The sequence below is a fragment of the Halovulum sp. GXIMD14794 genome (assembly GCF_054457455.1).
The window spans coordinates 115,835-135,706 of the sequence record NZ_JBTLNF010000007.1 but is presented as its reverse complement, the minus strand read 5'-3'; the positions used below and the strand labels follow the sequence as shown (position 1 = coordinate 135,706).

17 protein-coding genes are annotated in these 19,872 nt (G+C 66.0%); 10 read left to right on the top strand and 7 right to left on the bottom strand.

What is annotated here, in order from left to right:
* Positions 1 to 14 precede the first annotated feature (14 nt).
* Both ACW9UR_RS17870 and ACW9UR_RS17865 read left to right on the top strand, forming a co-directional pair.
* Positions 15 to 800, top strand: coding sequence for an MlaA family lipoprotein (locus tag ACW9UR_RS17870; protein ID WP_458918410.1), 786 nt, complete (start codon positions 15 to 17; stop codon positions 798 to 800).
* Positions 787 to 1,395 (top strand): MlaC/ttg2D family ABC transporter substrate-binding protein, encoded by a 609-nt coding sequence (locus ACW9UR_RS17865; RefSeq protein ID WP_458918409.1) that lies wholly within the window; start codon positions 787 to 789, stop codon positions 1,393 to 1,395. The genes ACW9UR_RS17870 and ACW9UR_RS17865 overlap by 14 nt, the downstream gene beginning before the upstream one ends.
* 129 nt (positions 1,396 to 1,524) lie before the next feature.
* Here ACW9UR_RS17865 and ACW9UR_RS17860 read toward each other — a convergent pair whose 3' ends face one another.
* On the bottom strand, positions 1,525 to 3,588 hold the full coding sequence (locus ACW9UR_RS17860) for a transglycosylase domain-containing protein (RefSeq protein WP_458918408.1): 2,064 nt from the start codon (positions 3,586 to 3,588) through the stop codon (positions 1,525 to 1,527).
* A gap of 292 nt (positions 3,589 to 3,880) precedes the next feature.
* On the opposite strand from ACW9UR_RS17860, the gene ACW9UR_RS17855 reads away from it, so the two are divergent.
* The 7 genes from ACW9UR_RS17855 (at position 3,881) to ACW9UR_RS17825 (ending at position 10,502) form a co-directional block, all read left to right on the top strand.
* Positions 3,881 to 4,219, top strand: coding sequence for a P-II family nitrogen regulator (locus tag ACW9UR_RS17855; protein WP_458918407.1), 339 nt, complete (start codon positions 3,881 to 3,883; stop codon positions 4,217 to 4,219).
* A 33-nt stretch (positions 4,220 to 4,252) separates the two neighbouring features.
* Entirely contained in the window at positions 4,253 to 5,611 is a 1,359-nt protein-coding gene (locus ACW9UR_RS17850; RefSeq protein WP_458918406.1) for an ammonium transporter family protein, read from the top strand.
* Between the two features lie 107 nt (positions 5,612 to 5,718).
* The gene (locus tag ACW9UR_RS17845) at positions 5,719 to 6,177 is read left to right on the top strand and encodes a GAF domain-containing protein (RefSeq protein ID WP_458918405.1); all 459 of its coding nucleotides are present in this window, start codon (positions 5,719 to 5,721) and stop codon (positions 6,175 to 6,177) included.
* A 132-nt stretch (positions 6,178 to 6,309) separates the two neighbouring features.
* Positions 6,310 to 8,103: an adenine deaminase gene (gene ade / locus ACW9UR_RS17840; protein WP_458918652.1), complete on the top strand. Its 1,794-nt coding sequence runs from the start codon at positions 6,310 to 6,312 to the stop codon at positions 8,101 to 8,103.
* 18 nt (positions 8,104 to 8,121) lie between these two features.
* Entirely contained in the window at positions 8,122 to 9,603 is a 1,482-nt protein-coding gene (locus ACW9UR_RS17835; RefSeq protein ID WP_458918651.1) for an AMP nucleosidase, read from the top strand.
* Between the two features lie 151 nt (positions 9,604 to 9,754).
* Positions 9,755 to 10,045, top strand: a complete 291-nt coding sequence (locus ACW9UR_RS17830) for an HU family DNA-binding protein (protein WP_458918404.1) — start codon at positions 9,755 to 9,757, stop codon at positions 10,043 to 10,045.
* 265 nt (positions 10,046 to 10,310) lie between these two features.
* On the top strand, positions 10,311 to 10,502 hold the full coding sequence (locus ACW9UR_RS17825; RefSeq protein ID WP_458918403.1) for a hypothetical protein: 192 nt from the start codon (positions 10,311 to 10,313) through the stop codon (positions 10,500 to 10,502).
* 15 nt (positions 10,503 to 10,517) lie between these two features.
* Here ACW9UR_RS17825 and ACW9UR_RS17820 read toward each other — a convergent pair whose 3' ends face one another.
* The 5 genes from ACW9UR_RS17820 to ACW9UR_RS17800 form a co-directional block, all read right to left on the bottom strand.
* Positions 10,518 to 11,519, bottom strand: coding sequence for an endonuclease/exonuclease/phosphatase family protein (locus ACW9UR_RS17820; RefSeq protein WP_458918402.1), 1,002 nt, complete (start codon positions 11,517 to 11,519; stop codon positions 10,518 to 10,520).
* The gene (ugpC, locus tag ACW9UR_RS17815; RefSeq protein WP_458918401.1) at positions 11,516 to 12,571 is read right to left on the bottom strand and encodes a sn-glycerol-3-phosphate ABC transporter ATP-binding protein UgpC; all 1,056 of its coding nucleotides are present in this window, start codon (positions 12,569 to 12,571) and stop codon (positions 11,516 to 11,518) included. Before ugpC ends, ACW9UR_RS17820 begins: the two co-directional genes overlap by 4 nt.
* On the bottom strand, positions 12,568 to 13,473 hold the full coding sequence (gene ugpE, locus ACW9UR_RS17810) for a sn-glycerol-3-phosphate ABC transporter permease UgpE (RefSeq protein WP_458918400.1): 906 nt from the start codon (positions 13,471 to 13,473) through the stop codon (positions 12,568 to 12,570). The genes ugpC and ugpE overlap by 4 nt, the downstream gene beginning before the upstream one ends.
* A gap of 10 nt (positions 13,474 to 13,483) precedes the next feature.
* Complete coding sequence (locus ACW9UR_RS17805; protein WP_458918399.1) at positions 13,484 to 14,365, bottom strand: ABC transporter permease subunit; 882 nt, start codon at positions 14,363 to 14,365, stop codon at positions 13,484 to 13,486.
* A gap of 68 nt (positions 14,366 to 14,433) precedes the next feature.
* On the bottom strand, positions 14,434 to 15,732 hold the full coding sequence (locus ACW9UR_RS17800) for an extracellular solute-binding protein (RefSeq protein ID WP_458918398.1): 1,299 nt from the start codon (positions 15,730 to 15,732) through the stop codon (positions 14,434 to 14,436).
* Between the two features lie 338 nt (positions 15,733 to 16,070).
* Between ACW9UR_RS17800 and ACW9UR_RS17795 the strand changes: the two genes are divergently transcribed.
* Positions 16,071 to 17,213, top strand: a complete 1,143-nt coding sequence (locus ACW9UR_RS17795; protein ID WP_458918397.1) for an HPP family protein — start codon at positions 16,071 to 16,073, stop codon at positions 17,211 to 17,213.
* 121 nt (positions 17,214 to 17,334) lie between these two features.
* Here ACW9UR_RS17795 and gyrB read toward each other — a convergent pair whose 3' ends face one another.
* On the bottom strand, positions 17,335 to 19,758 hold the full coding sequence (gene gyrB / locus ACW9UR_RS17790) for a DNA topoisomerase (ATP-hydrolyzing) subunit B (protein ID WP_458918396.1): 2,424 nt from the start codon (positions 19,756 to 19,758) through the stop codon (positions 17,335 to 17,337).
* Positions 19,759 to 19,872 lie beyond the last annotated feature (114 nt).

Below are 19,872 nucleotides of genomic sequence, written 5' to 3'. Positions count from 1 at the left end.
TTTGGAAAGGCGCCATGCCAGATTCGCGAAAATCCGCCGGGCGAGTTTTCATCGCCCTGCTCGCCCTCAGTTTGGGCGCCTGTGCCCAGCCGGGTGATACCGCGAACGCGCCGGACCCGTTCGAGGGCGCGAACCGCGCCGTCCACAGTTTCAACAAGGGGCTGGACCGCTCCGTGGTCAAGCCCGCCTCGGAGGCTTACGTCCGCGTCGTTCCGCGCCCGGTGCGCGGCGGGGTGAGCAACGGCGTCAATACGCTCAGCCAGCCGATCTATGCCGCGAACCACGTGCTGCAGGGCGACTTCCTTGGCGCGGTGCATACCGCATTCCGCTTCGGCACCAACGTCTTCGTCGGCTTTGCCGGGATCGCCGATCCGGCGACACAGATGGGCCTCTACGACCGCCCGACCGACTTCGGCGAGACGCTGGCGGTCTGGGGCGTCGACAGCGGCCCCTATGTCGAGCTGCCCTTCTTCGGTCCCAGCACCGTGCGCGACACCACAGGCCTTGTGGTGGACTTCGTGGCCGACCCCTATGCCCTGACCCTGCTGCGGGACTACACCGGCTGGTTCATTGCGCTGGAGGCCGCCGATGCGCTGCAACAGCGGAACGAATACTCGCGCCTGATCGAGGCGCTGCTCTATGAAAGCGCGGACAGCTACAATGCTGCGCGGATCGCCTACCTGCAGAACCGGGCCGCAACCATCGGCGGCAGCGACGGCAGCGACGGGGCAACCCCCGCGCCCGGCGATCTGGAGGACCCCTATGCATTCGATCTGGAGGATCCCTATGCAACCGAGTGACATCACCCGCCGCACCCTGCTGGCCGGCGGCGCCGCCACGGGCGCCCTGCTGGTCGCGGGCGGCGCCCACGCGCTGAGCACTTCTCAGGCCACTGCCTATATCCAGCAGGTGGTCGACCAGACCATGGCCATCGTGAACTCGGGCGCCTCGACCGGACAGGCGATCGCGCAGTTCGAGCAGATCCTGGCCCGCTACGGTGACATGCCCGTGGTGGCCCGTGCCGTGCTCGGCCCGCCGTGGCGGACCGCCAGCGCGGCCCAGCAGCAGCAGTTCGTGCGCGCGTTCCAGGGCTACCTTGCGCGCAAGTACGGCAAGGAGTTCCGCGAGTATCGTGGCGCGACCATGACCGTCACCGGCGCCAGCGACCAGGGCAACGCCGGCGTGCTGGTGCGCAGCCAGGTCAAGCTTCCGGGCCAGCAGCCCTTCATCGTCGACTGGCAGGTCAGCGACCGGGGCGGCAGCACCAAGCTGATCAACCTGATCATCGAGGGCGTCTCGATGCTGACCACCGAGCGTAGCGAGGTCCGGGCGATCTACGAGGCGAACCGCTCGAACATGGACGCGACGATCCAGGATCTCAGCCGCCGCGGCTGAGAGGTACGATTACGGAATTCAGAAGGGGCGCCCGGTTTTCCGGGCGCCCCTTTTGTTTCCGGCGCCGGAGCCTCCGGCGGGGATATTTGGGGGAAAGTGGAAGGCGGGCGCCGTTGACGGGGCGCGCGCCTAGTTGCTGAGGCCGAATATCGAGTCGAGCACCGAGTGCAGGATGCTGTTGGCGACCTGGTCCTGCTGCTGCGGCGCGTCGTTCGAGGCGACGTAGCGCGGCGGCTCGGGGACCAGCATCGGCAGCGGGCTGGGCGGCAGGCCCTCGTGGATGCGGATGTTCACCTCGCGCCAGATATCGGCGGGCAGGCCGCCGCCGGTCACGCCGGTCAGCGGTGTGTTGTCGTCATAGCCCATCCAGACTCCTGTGACGTAGTCGCCCGTGAAACCGATGAACCAGGCGTCGCGCGCGGCCTGCGTTGTCCCGGACTTCCCCGCGGCGGGTCGGTCCGGCAGCTGTGCGCGCCGCCCGGTGCCGTTCGCCACCACCTCGGCCATCATGTAGACCAGCTGGCCTGCGGTCTGCTCCGTCACCACCGGCACCGGCGGCACCCGGTCGGTTCCCATCAGAAGCTGGTTGTCCTGTTTCAGCCGCAGGTCCAGCAGCCCGTAGGGTTCCGAGCGGCGGCCGCCGTTCAGGATCGCGGCATAAGCGCCGGTCAGCTCCAGCAGCGTAACCTCGGAGACGCCGAGCGCCAGCGCCGGGCCTTGTGCAAGGTCCTGGCGGATGCCCAGGTCGCGGGCGATCTGCCGGACCTTGCCGCGACCCGCATATTCCGAGACCCGCACCGCCACCGTATTGATGGACTCGCGGAACGCCTCGACCATCGGGATGTCGCCCCGGTACTCGCGCGTGTAGTTCTTCGGGCTCCACGGTCCCGAGCCGGGCACGTCGATCGTCACCGGCGTGTCGGGGATGATCGTGTAGGGATCGAGCCCCGCTTCCAGCCCGGCGGCGTAGACCATCGGCTTGAAGGCCGAGCCCGGCTGGCGCAGCGCCTGCGTCGCCCGGTTGAACTGGCCCGCCTTGCCGATGCTGCGCCCGCCGACCATCGCCCGCACCGCCCCGTCCGGGGACAGCACCACGATCGCCGCCTGCGCCTTGGAACCCTCGCGCACCTTGGTCTTGAACACATCCTCGAGCGCCGCCACCGCCGCCCGCTGCGTTTGCGGATCGAAGGTCGTGGACATCACCACGTCCTCGGTCGTGGCGCGGGTCAGGAAGTCGGGCCCGGCGCTCATCACCCAGTCGGCGAAGGCGCTGCCGTTGCGCCCGGCGGCGGCCGAGGACAGCTGCGCGGGCAGGGCGCGCGCAAGGTCGGCCTCCACCCGCGTCAGGTAGCCCTGCTCTTCCATCAGGCCGACGATCACCTCGGCGCGGCCCTGCGCCGCCTCGATGTCGCTGGTCGGTGCATAGCGCGAGGGCGCCTTCAGCAGACCGGCCAGCATCGCGGCCTCGGCAGGCGTCACACTGCGCGCGGACTTGTTGAAATAGCGTCTCGCGGCGGCCTCGAACCCCTGCGCACCGGCGCCGAGATAGGCCCGGTTCAGATAGATCGAGAGAATGTCGTCCTTGGAGTATTTCAGCTCCATCGCCAGGACGATCGGCACCTGCTTGATGTGCCGTTCCAGGCTGCGGGTGTTTTCGAAGAACAGCAGCTTGGCGACCTGCTGGGTGATCGTCGAGCCGCCCTGCACGACGCGCCCGGCGCGGGCGTTCGCCACAATCGCGCGCGAGATGCCGCGCGGATCGAGGCCGAAATGGTCGTAGAACCGCTTGTCCTCGGTCGCGAGCACCGCGTTCACAAGGTGCGGGCTGGCGTCGTCCGCGTGCAGAGTCTGGTACTGCGCGCCGCGCCAGGCGAAGACCCGGTCGTTGCGGTCGAGCAGCGTCACCGAGCCCTGATCGCGCCCATCGAGCAGCTCCTCCATCGGGGGGAGGGTCTCGTAATAGTACCAGGTGGTGCCGCCCACGATGACGCCCACGACGACCGCCACGCGGATGCCGATCCACCACACCGTTCGCAGCACGCCGAACAGCACCCAGCGCAACAGCCGCTCGATCAGCCCGAGCTTCTCGGTGCTGCGCGCGCGGGTGCGCCTGGTCGTGCCAGTCGTCTTCCTGCTCCGCGCCGTTTTGGTCTGTGCCGACTTGCGCGGGGTCTTCTTGCCTGTCTTGGCCATGTCGCCTGGCCTTGTTCGTTGCCTCGGGTCCGTTCGCCCGCACTCAAACTACCCGTCTCCAAGTGATTTGTGGAGTGCGGAACCGCATTAATGTGATGCACAAATTTTAGACAGAGATCAATTTCCGTGCATTGAATCGATCCTGATCGGGAAAATCTGCCTCTTTCCTGCCCGCGCGAAAGCGCCTCGCGCTGGAAATGCTTCCCCCTTTGCGCGTCATCTCCGCTCAGCCCACCGGGTTATCCCGCGGTCCCTCCGCCCGCGGTCCTGCAAGCGAAAGCAAGGGGAAGCAATGAAACTGATCATAGCCGTCATCAAACCCTTCAAGCTGGAGGAGGTCCGCGAGGCCCTCACCGGCCTGGGCGTACAGGGTCTGATGGTTTCCGAGGTCAAGGGCTATGGCCGCCAGGCCGGCCATACCGAGATCTACCGCGGCGCCGAATACGTCGTGAACTTCGTGCCCAAGATCAAGCTCGAGCTGGTGGTCGCCGACGACCTGGTCGCGCAGACCGTCGAGACGCTCGCCAACACCGCCAAGACCGGAAAGATCGGTGACGGCAAGGTGTTCGTGCTCGACGTCGAGCAGGCCCTGCGCGTGCGCACCGGCGAAGCCGGCGACGACGCGCTCTGACCCCCAGCACAAACGAACGGAACGAGAGTATCCATGAAGCAACTTCTTAAAATCACGGCTCTTGCGGGGGCGCCTCTGCTGGCGGCCGCCCCGCTGCTGGCCCAGGACGCGGCCCCCGAGGCGGCGGCTGGCGGCGAGGCGGCCGAGCACACCGTCTTCATCCTCAACACCCTGCTGTTCCTGATCGGCGGTTTCTTGGTCATGTGGATGGCCGCCGGCTTCGCCATGCTCGAGGCCGGGCTGGTGCGCTCGAAGAACGTCACCATGCAGCTGACCAAGAACATCTCGTTGTTCTCGATCGCGGCGATCATGTACTACCTGATCGGCTACAACATCATGTATCCGCTTGGAAACTGGTCGATCGGGTCTGACGAGACCGGCGGCTACCTGGGCGCCTTTGGCGTCGCGGTCCTCGAAGCCGTGGGCATCGGCGCGGGCGATGCGGACGATCTGTCCTACGCCTCGACCGGATCGGACTTCTTCTTCCAGCTGATGTTCTGCGCCACCACCGCGTCGATCGTCTCGGGCACCCTGGCCGAGCGCATCAAGCTGTGGCCGTTCCTGATCTTCACCGTCATCCTGACCGGCCTGATCTACCCGATCCAGGCGTCGTGGAAATGGGGCGGCGGCTTCCTGGACAGCCAGTGGGGCTTCCTGGACTTCGCCGGCTCGACGGTCGTGCACTCGGTCGGCGGCTGGGCCGCGCTGGCGGGCGCCATCATCCTCGGCGCGCGCACCGGCAAGTACAAGGACGGCGTGGTGCATCCGATCGTCGGCTCGAACATGCCGCTGGCGACGCTGGGCACGTTCATCCTGTGGCTGGGCTGGTTCGGCTTCAACGGCGGTTCGCAGCTGGCAATGGGCAGCGTCGGTGACGCGGCCGACGTCAGCCGGATCTTTGCCAACACCAACACCGCCGCCGCGGGCGGCGCGGTGGTCGCGCTGATCCTGACCCAGCTGATGTACGGCAAGCCGGACCTCACGATGATCCTGAACGGCGCCCTGGCGGGACTGGTCTCGATCACCGCCGAGCCGCTGACCCCGAGCCTGGGCATGGCGACCATCATCGGCGGCATCGGCGGCGTGATCGTGGTCTTCGGCGTGCCGTTCCTCGACAAGCTGAAGATCGACGACGTGGTCGGCGCGATCCCGGTGCACCTGTTCGCCGGTATCTGGGGCACGCTCGCCGTGCTGCTGACCAACTCGGACGCGACCTTCATGGGTCAGCTCGGCCCGATCGTGATCGTCGGCGTGTTCGTCTTCGTCGTCTCCTTCGTGATCTGGACCCTGCTCAACATGTTCGGCGGCATCCGCGTCGATGCCGAGGCCGAAGAGAACGGCCTGGACATGACCGAGATGGGCATCGAGGCCTACCCCGAGTTCACGAACTGAGGGATCTCCCCAGACCCGGGCCGCACCAGGCCCGGGAACCTGCCGGGCCCGATTGCGGCCCGGCTTTTCTTTTTGCAGCTTCCCCGTCCACGCCGTAGAAGGCGCGCATGACCGAAGAGCACCTCTCCGCCACCCGCGACCGCATCCTGTCCCTCGCAGAGGGCGAGACTGACGAGATCGCGCTCATGGCCACCACCGCCTGCGAGCTGTTCCACTCGGACGAGCGGTTCGACTGGGTCGGCTTCTACCGCGTCGTCGCGCCCGAGATGCTGGCCATCGGTCCCTACCAGGGCGGCCACGGCTGCCTGCGCATCCCGTTCTCGCGCGGCGTCTGCGGTGCCGCCGCCCGCACCCGCGAGACCCAGCTGGTGCCCGACGTCGACGCCTTCCCCGGCCATATCGCCTGCGCCTCGTCCACCCGGTCCGAAATCGTCGTTCCGGTCTTCGACAAGGCGGACCAGGTGATCGCCGTGCTCGACATCGACAGTGACCGCCCCGACGCGTTCACCCCGGCGGATGCCGTCTTTCTCGAAGGCTTGATGGCCGAGCTGTTCGGCCACCTTTAGGGCGCAGCCCCCACCTTCTTCATCCCGCCAAATACTCCCGCCGGAGGCGTCCGGTGGCTGCACCGCGCGCGGCGCCACGGAATGCACGCAACCGCGCTTGCCCCGCCCGAAACCGCGTGGCACCGTCCGCGCATGGTTTCCGTGAACACATGGGCCGAAAGCGCCCCCCGCCTGATCGCCGTCGCCCGTGGTGACGCCCCCGCCGACATGGTGATCCGGGGCGCGTCCTGGGTGAATGTCCACAGCCGCGAGGTCATCCCCGGCAGCGATATCGCCATCGCCGATGGCCGCTTCGCCTATTGCGGACCCGATGCCTCGGCGATGATCGGCCCCGACACGCAGGTGATCGAGGCCGATGGCCGCTATCTTATTCCGGGCCTGTGCGATGCGCACATGCACGTCGAATCCGGCATGCTGACCGTCACCCAGTTCTCGCGCGCGGTCATGCCGCACGGCACCACGTCCATGTTCATCGACCCGCACGAGGTTGCCAACGTCCTCGGCCTCGAAGGCGTGCGCCTGATGCATGACGAGGCGCTGGAACAGCCGATCAACGTCTTCGTGCAGATGCCGTCCTGCGCGCCCTCGGCCCCCGGTCTGGAAACCACCGGGCAGGAGATCACCCCCGAGGACGTGGCCGAGGCGATGGCCTGGCCGAACATCATCGGCCTGGGCGAGATGATGAACTTCCCCGGCGTGATCAACGCCGACCCCAAGATGCTTGCCGAGATCGCGGCGACACAGGCTGCCGGCAAGACCGTGGGCGGGCACTATGCCAGTCCCGACCTCTCCGGGTTCCATGCCTATGCCGCAGGCGGTCCGGCGGACGATCACGAAGGCACCCGCGAGGAAGACGCCATCATGCGCGTCCGTCAGGGGATGCGCGCGATGCTGCGGCTGGGCTCGGCTTGGTACGATGTCGAAAGCCAGATCACGGCGGTGACCGAAAAGGGCCTCGACCCGCGCGGCTTCATCCTGTGCACCGACGACTGCCATTCCGGAACGCTGGTTCACGACGGCCACATGGACCGCGCCGTGCGCCACGCCATCGACTGCGGGCTCGATCCGCTGATCGCGCTTCAGATGGCGACGATCAACACCGCGACCCATTTCGGACTGGAGCGTGAGCTTGGCTCGATCGCCCCCGGCCGCCGCGCCGATGCGATCCTGACCTCGGACCTCAAGACCCTGCCGATCGAGACCGTGATCGCGCGCGGTCAGGTCGTGGCCGAGAACGGTGCGCTTCTCGCCGCCGAACCGGCCTTCGAATGGCCCGCGCATGCGCGGCAGACGGTGAAGATGGGCAAGCAGCTTCAAGCGGCCGATTTCGACATTCCCGCGCCCGAAGGCGCCGCCCGCGTCAACGCCCGCGTGATCGGCGTGGTCGAGAACCAGGCCCCGACCCGCGCGCTCGAGGCGGAACTGCCCGTCGAGAACGGCCTGGTCGCGATGGACCGCCCGAACGATGTGTGCCAGATCGCGCTGGTCGAGCGTCACCGGGGCACCGGCGGTGTCACCAACGGTTTCGTCTCGGGCTTCGGGTACGACGTCGATTGCGCCGTCGCCTCGACCGTCGCGCATGACAGCCATCACATGATTGTCGTCGGCACCTCGAAGGCCGACATGGCGCTGGCTGCGAACCGACTGGCCGAGGTCGGCGGCGGCGTCACCGTCTTCAAGGACGGGAAGGAGCTCGCCCTCGTCGAGCTGCCTATCGCCGGGCTGATGTCCGACGCGCCCGCCCGCGAGGTGGCGGATGCCGCCGCGCGGATGGTGCAGGCGATGGCCGACAGCGGCTGCGCGCTCAACAACGCCTACATGCAGCATTCGCTGCTGGCGCTGGTTGTGATCCCGGCCTTGCGCATCTCGGACCTCGGGCTCATAGACGTGACACGGTTCGAGAAGACCGATCTCTTCGTCGCGTGAAAGGGCCGCCTCGTGGAACTGAATCCCGCCACCTCGGAACTTCCCATCCTCTCGCCCGAGCCGGGCGTGCCGCACAGCTATACCGATGCCGCCGAAGCCGTGGAGGCGCTGATCGCGCTCTATGAGCAGGCGACCCGTTTCCTGCGCGAGCGCTTCTCGGAGGTCATGGCCGGCAAGCCGATCGAGGGCCGCTATCGGGCCTACTATCCCGAGCTGTCGATCACCACGACCAGCTTTGCCAAGGTCGACAGCCGTCTGTCCTTCGGCCATGTCGCCGAGCCGGGTCACTACTCGACCAACATCACCCGGCCCGACCTGTTCCGTGGTTACCTGACCCAGCAGGTCGGTCTGCTGATCGAAAATCACGGTGTGCCGGTGACCGTGGGATCGTCGCGGACGCCGATCCCCCTGCATTTCGCGATGGGCCCCGGCGCCCATGTCGAGGGCAGCATCGAGGACCGCACATCGCACCCGCTTCGCGATCTGTTCGACGTGCCGGACCTGAACACGACCGACGACAGCATCGTGAACGGCGATGGCATGGGCCCCGGTGGCAGCCGGGCGCTGGCACCCTTCACGGCGCAGCGGGTGGACTACTCGCTGGCACGGCTCGCGCATTACACCGCGACCGAACCCGAGCATTTCCAGAACCACGTCCTGTTCACCAACTACCAGTTCTACATCGACGAGTTCGTCGCCTGGGCCCGGGCGCAGATCGCCGATCCCGCCAGCGGCTACACCGCGCTGGTCGAGCCGGGCAACGTGATCACCACCGCAGACGGCACCACCGGGGTTTCACCCGCCAAGCTGCCGCAGATGCCGACCTATCACCTCGTGCGCGAGAACACCTCGGGCATCACCATGGTCAACATCGGCGTCGGCCCGTCGAACGCCAAGACGATCACCGACCACATCGCAGTGCTGCGCCCACATGTCTGGTTGATGCTGGGCCACTGCGCCGGCCTGCGGAATTCGCAGAACCTGGGCGACTACGTGCTGGCGCACGCCTATGTGCGCGAGGATCACGTGCTGGACGACGACCTGCCGACCTGGGTGCCGATCCCGGCGCTGGCCGAGGTGCAGGTCGCGCTGGAGCAGGCAGTGGCCGAGGTGACGGAGTTCGAGGGGTACGAGCTGAAAAAGATCATGCGCACGGGCACCGTCGCGACGATCGACAACCGCAACTGGGAATTGCGGGACCAGTCCGGCCCGGTGCAGCGCCTGTCCCAGTCCCGCGCCATCGCGCTCGACATGGAAAGCGCCACGATCGCGGCCAACGGGTTCCGCTTCCGCGTCCCTTACGGCACCCTGCTCTGCGTGAGCGATAAGCCCTTGCACGGAGAGCTTAAATTGCCCGGCATGGCGACCGCCTTCTACAAGAAGCAGGTCGCCCAGCACCTGCTGATCGGGCTGCGCGCCGTCGAGTCCCTGCGCGAGATGCCGCTCGAGCGTCTGCACTCGCGCAAGCTGCGCAGCTTCGAGGAGACGGCCTTCCTTTGACCGGCAAAGCGTTTGTGACTGCGATGCGCGGAACCAAGCAAAAAAGGGGATTCGTGGCGAATCCCCCATTGTTTTTTGGTCCGGGATTGGCTTATCTCGACCGACACTTCACTTGCGACACCCACAACAAACGGATCGGGGAGCATCAACGATGACTCAGAAGCCCATGACCAAGACGCAGCTGGTCGCTGCACTGGCCGAGAAGACCGACAGCGACAAGGCAAGCGCCAACCGCACGCTCGAAGCGCTGACCGAAATCGTTACCAGCGAAGTCGCCAACGGCGGCGCGGTCACTCTGCCGGGTCTGGGCAAGTTCTCGTGCCGCGAGCGTCCCGCGCGCATGGTCCGCAACCCCGCCACGGGCGAGCAGATGCACAAGGACGCCGACAAGGTGGTCAAGGTGACCATCGCCAAGGCACTGAAGGACGTGATCAACGGCTGATCGCCGGACACGACCGGAAGACACCAGGGCCGCCGTAGGGCGGCCCTTTTCTTTATGCACCTTTCCTTTGAAATCAATGCGATACAGGGTCGTTGCAACCCCGCAGGGCAGCTATGCGTTGTCGTCCTGTCTCGCGCCCGGCCGCAGGCAAATCACCATTTTGTCACCGAAGTGGCGGAATTATGGCTTAAATGCGGCAACCTTTCGCTTACATTAACCGTTGGGGACTACGATGACGGTGGTAGGCGATAAGGAGGACGAACCGATGTTTCGGCAGGTCGCAGCGTTCTATCTGTGGGGGATGGGACTGACGCTTCTGATCACGATGTATCTCGGCGCGCAGGGGGCAACCTTCGCCCAGGTGATGCCACTGGCCATGCTCAGCTGGCCCGCAGCCTTCCTGATCCTACTGGTCAAGAACAAGGCCAAGAAGATCCGTAACGAGGCGCACGCCTGATCCAAGGCGTTCCGGTCAGCCGGAGAGGCTGACCCTCTCGGCAACAATGCACTCATGATCTGACAGCGGAACGCCTTCGGGCGTTTCGGCGGTCAGCAGTCGCCCTTGGCCGCTCAGGCCACGGGTGCAGAACCAGTCCAGTTTCATCTTCCGCGTCCGATGCGGGGTCAGCCGGCTCGACCGTGTCGTGATGCCCTCGGGCGTCATCGACCAGTCATAGCCGCGCTCGCGTGCCATCTCGAACAGGGTTTCCTTGCGCCAGTCCCAGTCCGGGGCCAGCTTGTTGCCGGTATTCAGATCGCCGCCGATCAGCACCGGCATCCCGGGCGCGAAATCCTCGACTGCATCGAGCAGCACCTGGAATTGCGCGTGCCGCATCCCGATACCGGAATTGCTCTCCAGATGCGTCGAGACAAGGCAGAGCGGGCCGAAATCCGCCTCGACCACACAGGCGATGGCCATGCGCCCGCCGATCCGCGGCTGACCCGGATCGCTGTCGCTGCCGCCGATGAACCAATGTCCGTGATCGTCCAGCCGGATCAGCTTCAGCGCCCGGAACGGCGCCGAGCACAGGACCGCGTTGCCATGCCAGCCAAGCCGGTTGAAATCGTCCGTACAGAAGGGCCGCTCGGTCTCGCCGCCAAGGCCCATCTCGAAGAACTCGACGCCGAAGGCATAGTGCATCCCCAGCGCCTCTGCCATCGCGGCGGTGGTGTCGCGCTGCGCCGTGCGGGCCATGCCGTTGTCCATTTCGGACAGCAGCACAACGCTAACGCCCTGCGCCTTCAGCAACGCGGCGCTGGCCTCGGGGTCGATGCAGCGCTCGAGGTTCCAGGCCGCCACGGTGAACCCGGTAGGCAGGGGGGCGTTGCCGCCCGGACCGCCCACCTGCAACATCGACATCGCCGGAACCGCCTCCATCAAGGCCCTGTGCGCCTCGGTGGTGCGCGGGGCGTTCAGGATCTCGGCTTTCTGCGCCTCGGTAACCGGGGGCAGGGCGGATGTCGTTGTCGTCAAATTCGGGTTCCCTCCTGTCCCCCGAACAGATGCACCGCGTGGCGCGGGACTGCAAGCCGCAGGCTTTGCGGCAGGCTGTCGTCCCCCTTCGGGATCGAGACAGTGAAGTCCTGTACCCCGATCCGGCCATGCAGCAACCGGGTCGCGCCCAGCTCTTCCACGATCCCCAGATCGAAGGGTACGCCGTCTGGTCCGGCGGTGACCTCGACATCCTCGGGGCGCACGCCCACGGTGACAGGGCCGCCCGCCGCGGCGCGGGTCTCGACCGGTAGGCCGATGCCGCCCGCCAGTTCAACCGAGCCATTGCCCGAATAGCGCCCTTCGAGCAGGTTCATCGGCGGCGCGCCCATGAAGCTGGCCACGAAGGTAGAAGCAGGACGGTGATAGATCTCGGAGGGCGTGCCGATCTGCTCGACCTTGCCGCCGTTCAGAACGACGATCCGGTCGGCCAACGTCATCGCCTCGACCTGGTCGTGGGTGACATAGATCGCCGCCGTGCCCAGCCGCCGTTGCAGCTTGCGGATCTCAAGCCGCATGTGATTGCGCAGCTTCGCGTCGAGGTTCGACAGCGGCTCGTCGAACAGGAAGATCGCCGGATCGCGCACGATGGCCCGGCCCATCGCCACACGCTGCCGCTGGCCCCCTGAAAGCTGGCTTGGCTTGCGATCCAGGAAATCCGTGATCTGCAACAGTTCGGCCGCGTCCGAGACCTTGCGGTCGATCTCGTCCTTGGCGGCGCCCCGGTTCTTCAGCCCGTAGGCCAGGTTCTTGCGCACGCTCATGTGCGGGTAGAGCGCGTAGTTCTGGAAGACCATCGCGATATTGCGGTCGGCGGGCTCCAGGTCGTTCACGACGCGGCCGGCCAGCTCGATCTCGCCTGCTGTGACGCTTTCGAGGCCCGCCACCATGCGCAGAAGCGTGGACTTGCCGCAGCCCGAGGGCCCGACGAAGACGACCAATTCGCCGGTTCCCACTTCGACCGAGACGCCTTTGACGGCCTCGGCCCCGTTCGGATAGCGCTTGAAGACGTCGCGGATGCTGAGTGTGTTCATTTTTCCTGCTCCACCAGTCCCTTGATGAACATGCGCTGGAAAATGAGGATCACCAGCGCGGGCGGCAGCATGGCGAGGATCGCCATGGCCAGCCCCTCGTTGTAGGCGGGGATGTCTGCCCCGATCATGATCTGCATGACCTGTTTGATGCCGCGGACCAGCGTGAAATAGGTCTCTTCGGTCGTCATCAGCGTCGGCCACAGGTACTGGTTCCAGCCGACCACGAACATGATGATGAAGATCGCGGCCATCATCGTCCGGCTCAGCGGCACCAGAATGTCGAAGAAGAACCGCACCGGCCCGGCGCCGTCGATGCGCGCGGCCTCCAGCAGCTCGTTCGGGATCGACTTGAAGAACTGCCGGAAAAAGAACGTCCCCGTGGCCGAGGCGATCAGCGGCAGGATCAGCCCGGTATAGGTGTTCAGCAGCCCCAGTTGCTGCACCACCTCGTACGAGGGCAGGATCCGCACCTCCAGCGGTAGCAGCAGCGTCAGGAAGATGATCCAGAAGAAGAACGTGCCCAGCGGGAAGCGGAAATAGACGATGGCATAGGCCGCCAGCATCGACACCACGATCTTGCCCACGGCAAAGCCGATCCCCAGGATCAGGCTGTTCGTCGTCATCAGCCAGCCGGTGACATCGCCGGTGAAGCCGCCCTGCCGGGTCAGAACCGTCGAATAGGTGTCGATGAAATTTCCGCCCCAGCCCAGCTGCATCCCCTCGCGGTGGATGGTCACGTTGTCATAGGTCGAGGTGGTGAAGGCCACCACCAGCGGCCCCATCATCACCAGCACACCGATCAGCAGCACGACGTGGTCATAGATCCGCGCCTTGCCCAGCCCACCCGAGGCCACGCGGGCCTTGGGCGATACGGCGGCAGGTGTCGTTTCGGTTATCGCCATGCTCCGCTCCTCAGCTGTAGTGCACGCGGCGTTCGATCAGCCGGAACTGCGCCACGGTCAGCAGCAGAACCAGGATCATCAGGATCACCGACTGCGCGGACGAGCCGCCCAGGTCGTTCCCCCGGAAGCCGTCCCGATAGACCTTGTAGACCAGCGTCACGGGGCTGTTCCCCGGCTGGTCCTTCACGATCAGGTCGATGGTGCCGAAGGTCTCGAACATCGCGTAGGTGATGTTGAGGATCAGCAGGAAGAAGGTCGTCGGCGCCAGCAGCGGGAAGGTGACGGTCCAGAACCGCCGCGTTTCCGAGCGGCAATCGATCGAGGCCGCTTCCTTCACGCTCGACGGGATCGCCTGCAGGCCCGACAGGAAGAAGATGAAACAGTAGGGGATCTGCTTCCAGGTCGACACGACGATCATCGCGAACCCGGTGTCCCAGTAGTCGACGCCGATCTGCAGGTCCCAGCCGAACAGGGCGGCGAAATCCACCAGCGGGCCGATGTGCTGGTCGAACAGCATCACGCCGATCAGACCGGCGACGGGCGGCGCGATGGCATAGACCCACATCAGCAGCGTCTTGTACGCGCCCTGGCCCTTGAGCACCCGGTCGGCCGAGACTGCCAGCCACAGGCCGATCGCCAGCGACAGCAGCGCCACCAGCACGGTGAAGATCGCGGTGAAAATGGCGGTGCGGCGATAGTCGGACCCGCTCAACGCGTCGCGATAGTTGTCCAGCCCCACGAAGGTCGCGTTCCCGAAGAACGGATCCTCGAGGTAGAAGGACGACCGGATCGCCTCGGCCGCGGGCCACAGGAAGAAGATCGCGATGATGACCATCTGCGGCGCCAGCAGCAGGTAGGGCATCCAGGGATTGCCGAATTGGGCCTTGTTCACGGAGAAGCCTCTCGAACGCGGGCGGGGGCGCCACGCAAGCGCCCCCGCCGGTTTCGGTCAGAACTGGATCAGCCGGCGGTCTTGCCGAAGCGCGACAACAGCTTGTTGGCCTCTTCCTCGATCGTGGCGAAGGCCCCGTCCACGGTGGTCTCGCCGGCGAAGATGCGGCCGTACTCGCGGTTCATCACGTCGCGGATCTGCACGTAGAAGCCCATGCGGTAGCCCTTCGACCACTCGCCCTGCGGCAGCGACAGCTGCTGGATGCCAACCTCGGCCTGAGGGGTCTCGGCGTAATAGCCGTCTTCCTGGGCCATCTCGTAGGCGGCCTTGGTGATCGGAACGTACCCGGTTTCCTTGTGCCAGAAGTACTGGATCTCGGGGCTCGACAGGAACTTGAAGAACTCGGCAGCGCCCTTGTTCTCCTCTTCCGGCTGGCCCGACATGGCGAACAGCGCGGCGCCGCCGATGAAGGTCGCGGTCGGCTCGGTGGTGATGGCTTCCCAGTAGGGCAGGTAGGTGGCCGAGAACTCGAAATCGGCCGAGTTCTTCAGACCGCCGAACGAGCCCGACGAGCCCAGCCACATGGCCACTTCGCCGTTCTCGAACGCCGCCTGGTTGTCGTTCCAGCCCGCGCCGTAATAGGCGTAGTACCCTTCATCAAGCCACTCTTTCAGCTTGGTGAAGTGCATCTTGATCTCGTCCGAGTTCACTAGGATCTGCGTTCCGTCCGAGCCTTCAAACCCGTTCGCGTTGGTGGCGAAGGGCAGGTTGTGGCGCGAGAAGAAGTTCTCGGTGAAGATCCACGGCGTGTGCGACTGGGCCATCGGGATGTAGCCCGCTTCGACCAGCTTCGGGGCGAGCGTCTCGAACTCTTCCCAGGTCTTCGGCGGCTCGACACCGGCCTCTTCCAGCGCGGCGGTGTTGTAGTAGAGGATCGGCGTCGACGAGTTGAACGGCATGCCGACCATCTTGCCCGCGGCATCGGCGTAGAAGTAGCGCACGCCGTCGATGTAGTCGTTGGCGTCGAACTCGATACCGGCTTCCTGGATCAGGTCCTCGGCGGGGATCACGGCGCCCGGGGCACCGATGATGGTGGCGGCGCCGGCGTCGAAGACCTGCACGATGTTCGGCTGCTCACCGGCGCGGAAGGCGGCGATGGTCGCGGTCAGCGTGTCCTCGTAGCCGCCCTTGTAGACCGGGGTCAGCACATAGTCGGACTGGGCTTCGTTGAAGCGCTTCGAGATCTCGTTGACGGTCTCGCCCAGCTGGCCGCCCATGGCGTGCCACCAGGTGATTTCGGTCTGGGCGAAGGCGGGGGCGGAAAGGGTGCCAAGCACCAGGGTGCTGGTCAGGACTCCACGGATCATGGTGCCGTACTCCAAGTTGGTTACGCCGTTATGTCGGTGGAGCGGGGTTATCCGTCCTTCATGACAGTCGTTTACAGCTTGTGTGACGTTTCCGTTGCGGGGCTTTGCCGTGCCCATCGCGGGTCAGAAACCGCTTTTCGAAACAAGAACATCCGCAGGCCCGTGCGTCCGAAGGCGCGACCGCCGTCCCGTTCGCGGGATGGCAGGGCAAACGGTGTTTCCCCCTATAACCGCCTGCCGGAACGGTGTTTCGTCGGTCGTCCGGCGGGCCCTGCCGTCCGGTCTTTTCCGCCCCCGTGCCGCATGGCATGCAGCGGGAAATTTCAGGACGTATTGCGATGACCCACCCATTTGCCCGCCACCTGCACCACCTCGGTCCCGCCATGCCGGCGCCCGCGCGAGCCGAGTTCCTGCGCGCGCCGCTCGGCGCCGCGCTGGGCATCGGAGTCTGCGCGCTTCTGGCGCTGGCACTGCCCGTGAAGCTGGTCGCGCCGCTGGGAGCCACCGCCTTCCTGATCTTCGCGGTGCCGAACGCGCCCCTGGCGCAGCCCTGGTCGGCCATCGTCGGCAATACCGTCGCGGCGGGCGCGGCGCTCGCTGTCGTCGCTGTCGCGCCGCCAGCGCTTGCGCCGATGCTGGCGATCGGCGCGGCGATCCTGGTGATGATGCTGGCCCGCGCGCTGCATCCTCCGGGCGGGGCGGTCGCGCTGCTGCTCGCGCTCGACCCTTCGCTCAGTGCTTCGGGACCGGCGGCCGCGCTGCTGGCGGTCAGCCTGCCGACCGCCGCGCTGGTGCTTGCCGGGACGCTGTTCAACCGCGCCACCGGCCGGGTCTATCCCTTCCGGCAGCCGGGCACCGCCCCCGAACAGCCACGCCTCGGGCTTGGCACCGGTGAACTTGCCGCGCTGATCGAGCGCTTCAACCAGGGTGCGAACATCGGTGTCGCGGACCTTGGCCGCCTGCTCGCCGCCGCCGAGGCCGAGGCCGCCCGCCACCGGTTTCGCGGCGTGACCTGCGGCGACGTGATGACGACGGACCTGATCACCGCCACGCCCGACATGCCGCTGGACCGCGTCGCTGCCTTGTTTCGCGCCCACCCGATCAAGAGCCTGCCCGTGGTCTCGGCCAGTGGCCGTTTCCGGGGCCTGATCCTGCAATCCGACCTTGTCGAGGCGCTTCTGCCCCAAGGCGCAAAGCCGCGTCCCCGCCGGCTGACCGCCCGCCATATCATGCAGCCGCCTGCCGACGCGGTGCCACATGACATGCCGGTCGGAGAACTTCTCAACCGCCTCGCCCGGCAGGGCGTCCAGACGGTTCCGGTCACGCGGCAAGGGCGGCTTGCCGGGGTACTGACCCGCTCGGATATCCTGGGTCTGCTGCTGGAGGATGCCTCTGACCGCAGCGGATACGAGGCCGCACCTACAGACCTCGGGCGGACGCCCGAAAAGGTGCCCGAAACGGCGTTTACGAAGTTTTCATGAATAACATGCTTTTAGTATCAAGGGCTTAAGGGGGTTTTCACGATGAAATCCCCGGATTTCATGGTGAAACCCCTGGTCCCGATCCGGCCCGGCGGCACGCGAACGTGCCGCCGGTCGGCGATCAGAAATCCAGGTTCTCGACGCTCAGGGCGTTTTGCTGGATGAACTCGCGGCGCGGTTCGACCACGTCGCCCATCAGGCGGGTGAAGACCTCGTCGGCCTCGGTCACCTCGTTGACGCGGACCTGAAGCAGGGTGCGCGCCTCGGGGTCCAGCGTGGTTTCCCACAACTGGTCGGGGTTCATCTCGCCCAGACCCTTGTAGCGCTGCATCGACAGGCCCCGCTCGCCTTCCTTCATCACCGCGTCCAGCAGGTCCAGCGGGCCGTAGATGCTGATCCGCTTGTCGCGACGCTCCAGCACGGCGGGCTGGCGATAGATTTCCTGCAGCCCCTTGGTGAAGCCGCCCAGCTTCCGCGCCTCGCCCGAGCGGAGCACGTTGCCATCCAGCACCCGAACCTCCTCGACGCCGCGGAGGACGCGGAACAGCCGCAGGCCGTGATCCTGGGTCGGACGCCCCTGCCAGCCGCGCTCGTATTCCACGGCGATCAGGTCGAGCCGCTCCGCCACCGCGTCGGCCACCGACTGGATGTTGTCGTCCAGCGCGCCCGGAACCAGCGCTCCGGCAATCGTCGCCTGTTCGAGGATCGGGCGCGGGTAATGCGTCGGGAAGGCGTTCAGGATGGTACGGACCTGCCGCGCCTCGGTCAGAACGCGTTCCAGATCGGGCCCGGCGATCACCGAGCCGTCGCCCAGCTTCAGCGAGGTATCCACGAGGCCCTGCTGGATCAGGTAGTCCTCCAGCGCGCCCTGGTCCTTCAGGTAGACCTCGGACTTGCCGCGCGACACCTTATAGAGCGGCGGCTGCGCGATATAGAGGTACCCGCCCTCGATCAGCTCGGGCATCTGCCGGAAGAAGAAGGTCAGCAGCAGCGTCCGGATATGCGCGCCGTCCACGTCGGCGTCCGTCATGATGACGATCTTGTGGTAGCGCAGCTTGTTGATGTCGAACTCGTCCCGCCCGATCCCGGTGCCGAGCGCGGTGATCAACGTACCGATCTCCTGGCTGGACAGCATCCGGTCGAAGCGCGCCCGCTCGACGTTCAGGATCTTGCCGCGCAAGGGCAGCACGGCCTGGTTGGCGCGGCTACGGCCCTGCTTGGCGGACCCGCCCGCCGAGTCACCCTCGACCAGGAAGATCTCGGACTTCGCCGGGTCCTTCTCCTGGCAGTCGGCCAGCTTGCCGGGCAGCGAGGCGACGGTCATCGCCGACTTGCGGGTCATCTCGCGCGCCTTGCGGGCCGCCTCGCGGGCCAGCGCGGCCTCGACGATCTTGCCGACGATCTGCCGTGCCTCGTTCGGGTTTTCCTCGAACCACTCGGCCAGCTTCTCGTTCATCAGGCCTTCGACCGCTGGACGCACCTCCGAACTGACCAACTTGTCCTTGGTCTGCGAGCTGAACTTTGGATCAGGCACCTTGACCGACAGCACGCAGGTCAGACCCTCGCGCGCGTCGTCGCCGGACAGCGAGACCTTTTCCTTCCGCGCCAGCCCCGAAGTCGCCACGTAGTTGTTGATCGTCCGGGTCAGCGCGCCGCGGAACCCGGCCAGGTGGGTGCCGCCGTCGCGCTGGGGGATGTTGTTGGTGAAGGGCAGCACCGTTTCGTGGTAGCTGTCGTTCCACCACATCGCGACCTCGATCCCGATGTCGTCACGCTCGCCGGTGATGAAGATCGGCTCTTCGATCAGCGGATGCTTGGAGCGATCGAGATAGCGGACGAATTCCTTCACCCCGCCCTCGTAGATCATCACCTCTTCCAGCGGCTCGGCCGGTCTTTCATCGCGCAAGGTGATCCGCACGCCCGAGTTCAGGAAGGCAAGCTCGCGCAGCCGGTGCTCCAGCGTCTTGAAGCTGAAATCGCGGTTCGAGAACGTCTCGACCGAGGCGAGGAAGCGGACCTCGGTGCCGCGCTTGCCGTCTGCGTCGCCCACGACCTTCAGATGCTCGACGGTGTTGCCGCCCTCGAACCGGGCGACATGCTCCTTGCCGTCGCGCCAGATCCGCAGCTCCAGCCATTCGGACAGCGCGTTCACAACCGAGACGCCCACGCCGTGCAGACCGCCGGAGACCTTATAGGAGTTGCTGTCGAACTTCCCGCCCGCGTGCAGCTGGGTCATGATGACCTCGGCCGCCGAGACGCCTTCCTCCTCGTGGATGTCGACCGGGATGCCGCGTCCGTTGTCGCGCACCGAGACGGAATCATCGGCGTGGATCGTCACGTAGACCGTGTCGGCATGACCCGCCAGCGCCTCGTCGATGCCGTTGTCGACGACCTCGTAGACCATGTGATGCAGGCCCGAACCGTCGTCGGTATCGCCGATGTACATGCCCGGACGTTTGCGCACTGCCTCGAGGCCCTTGAGAACCTTGATGGAGCCTGCGCCATACTCGTCATTGGCTGCCTGATCGTTGTCGTTGTCCGCCATGCCACCTGTCCATTCGGATTTTTCTTGATTCTATAGGTTCGCGCCGGGAATGTCACGCCGCGCAGGCCGATTTTCGCCGGATAAAAATGAGCGATTACAGTTGGTTATGAGATG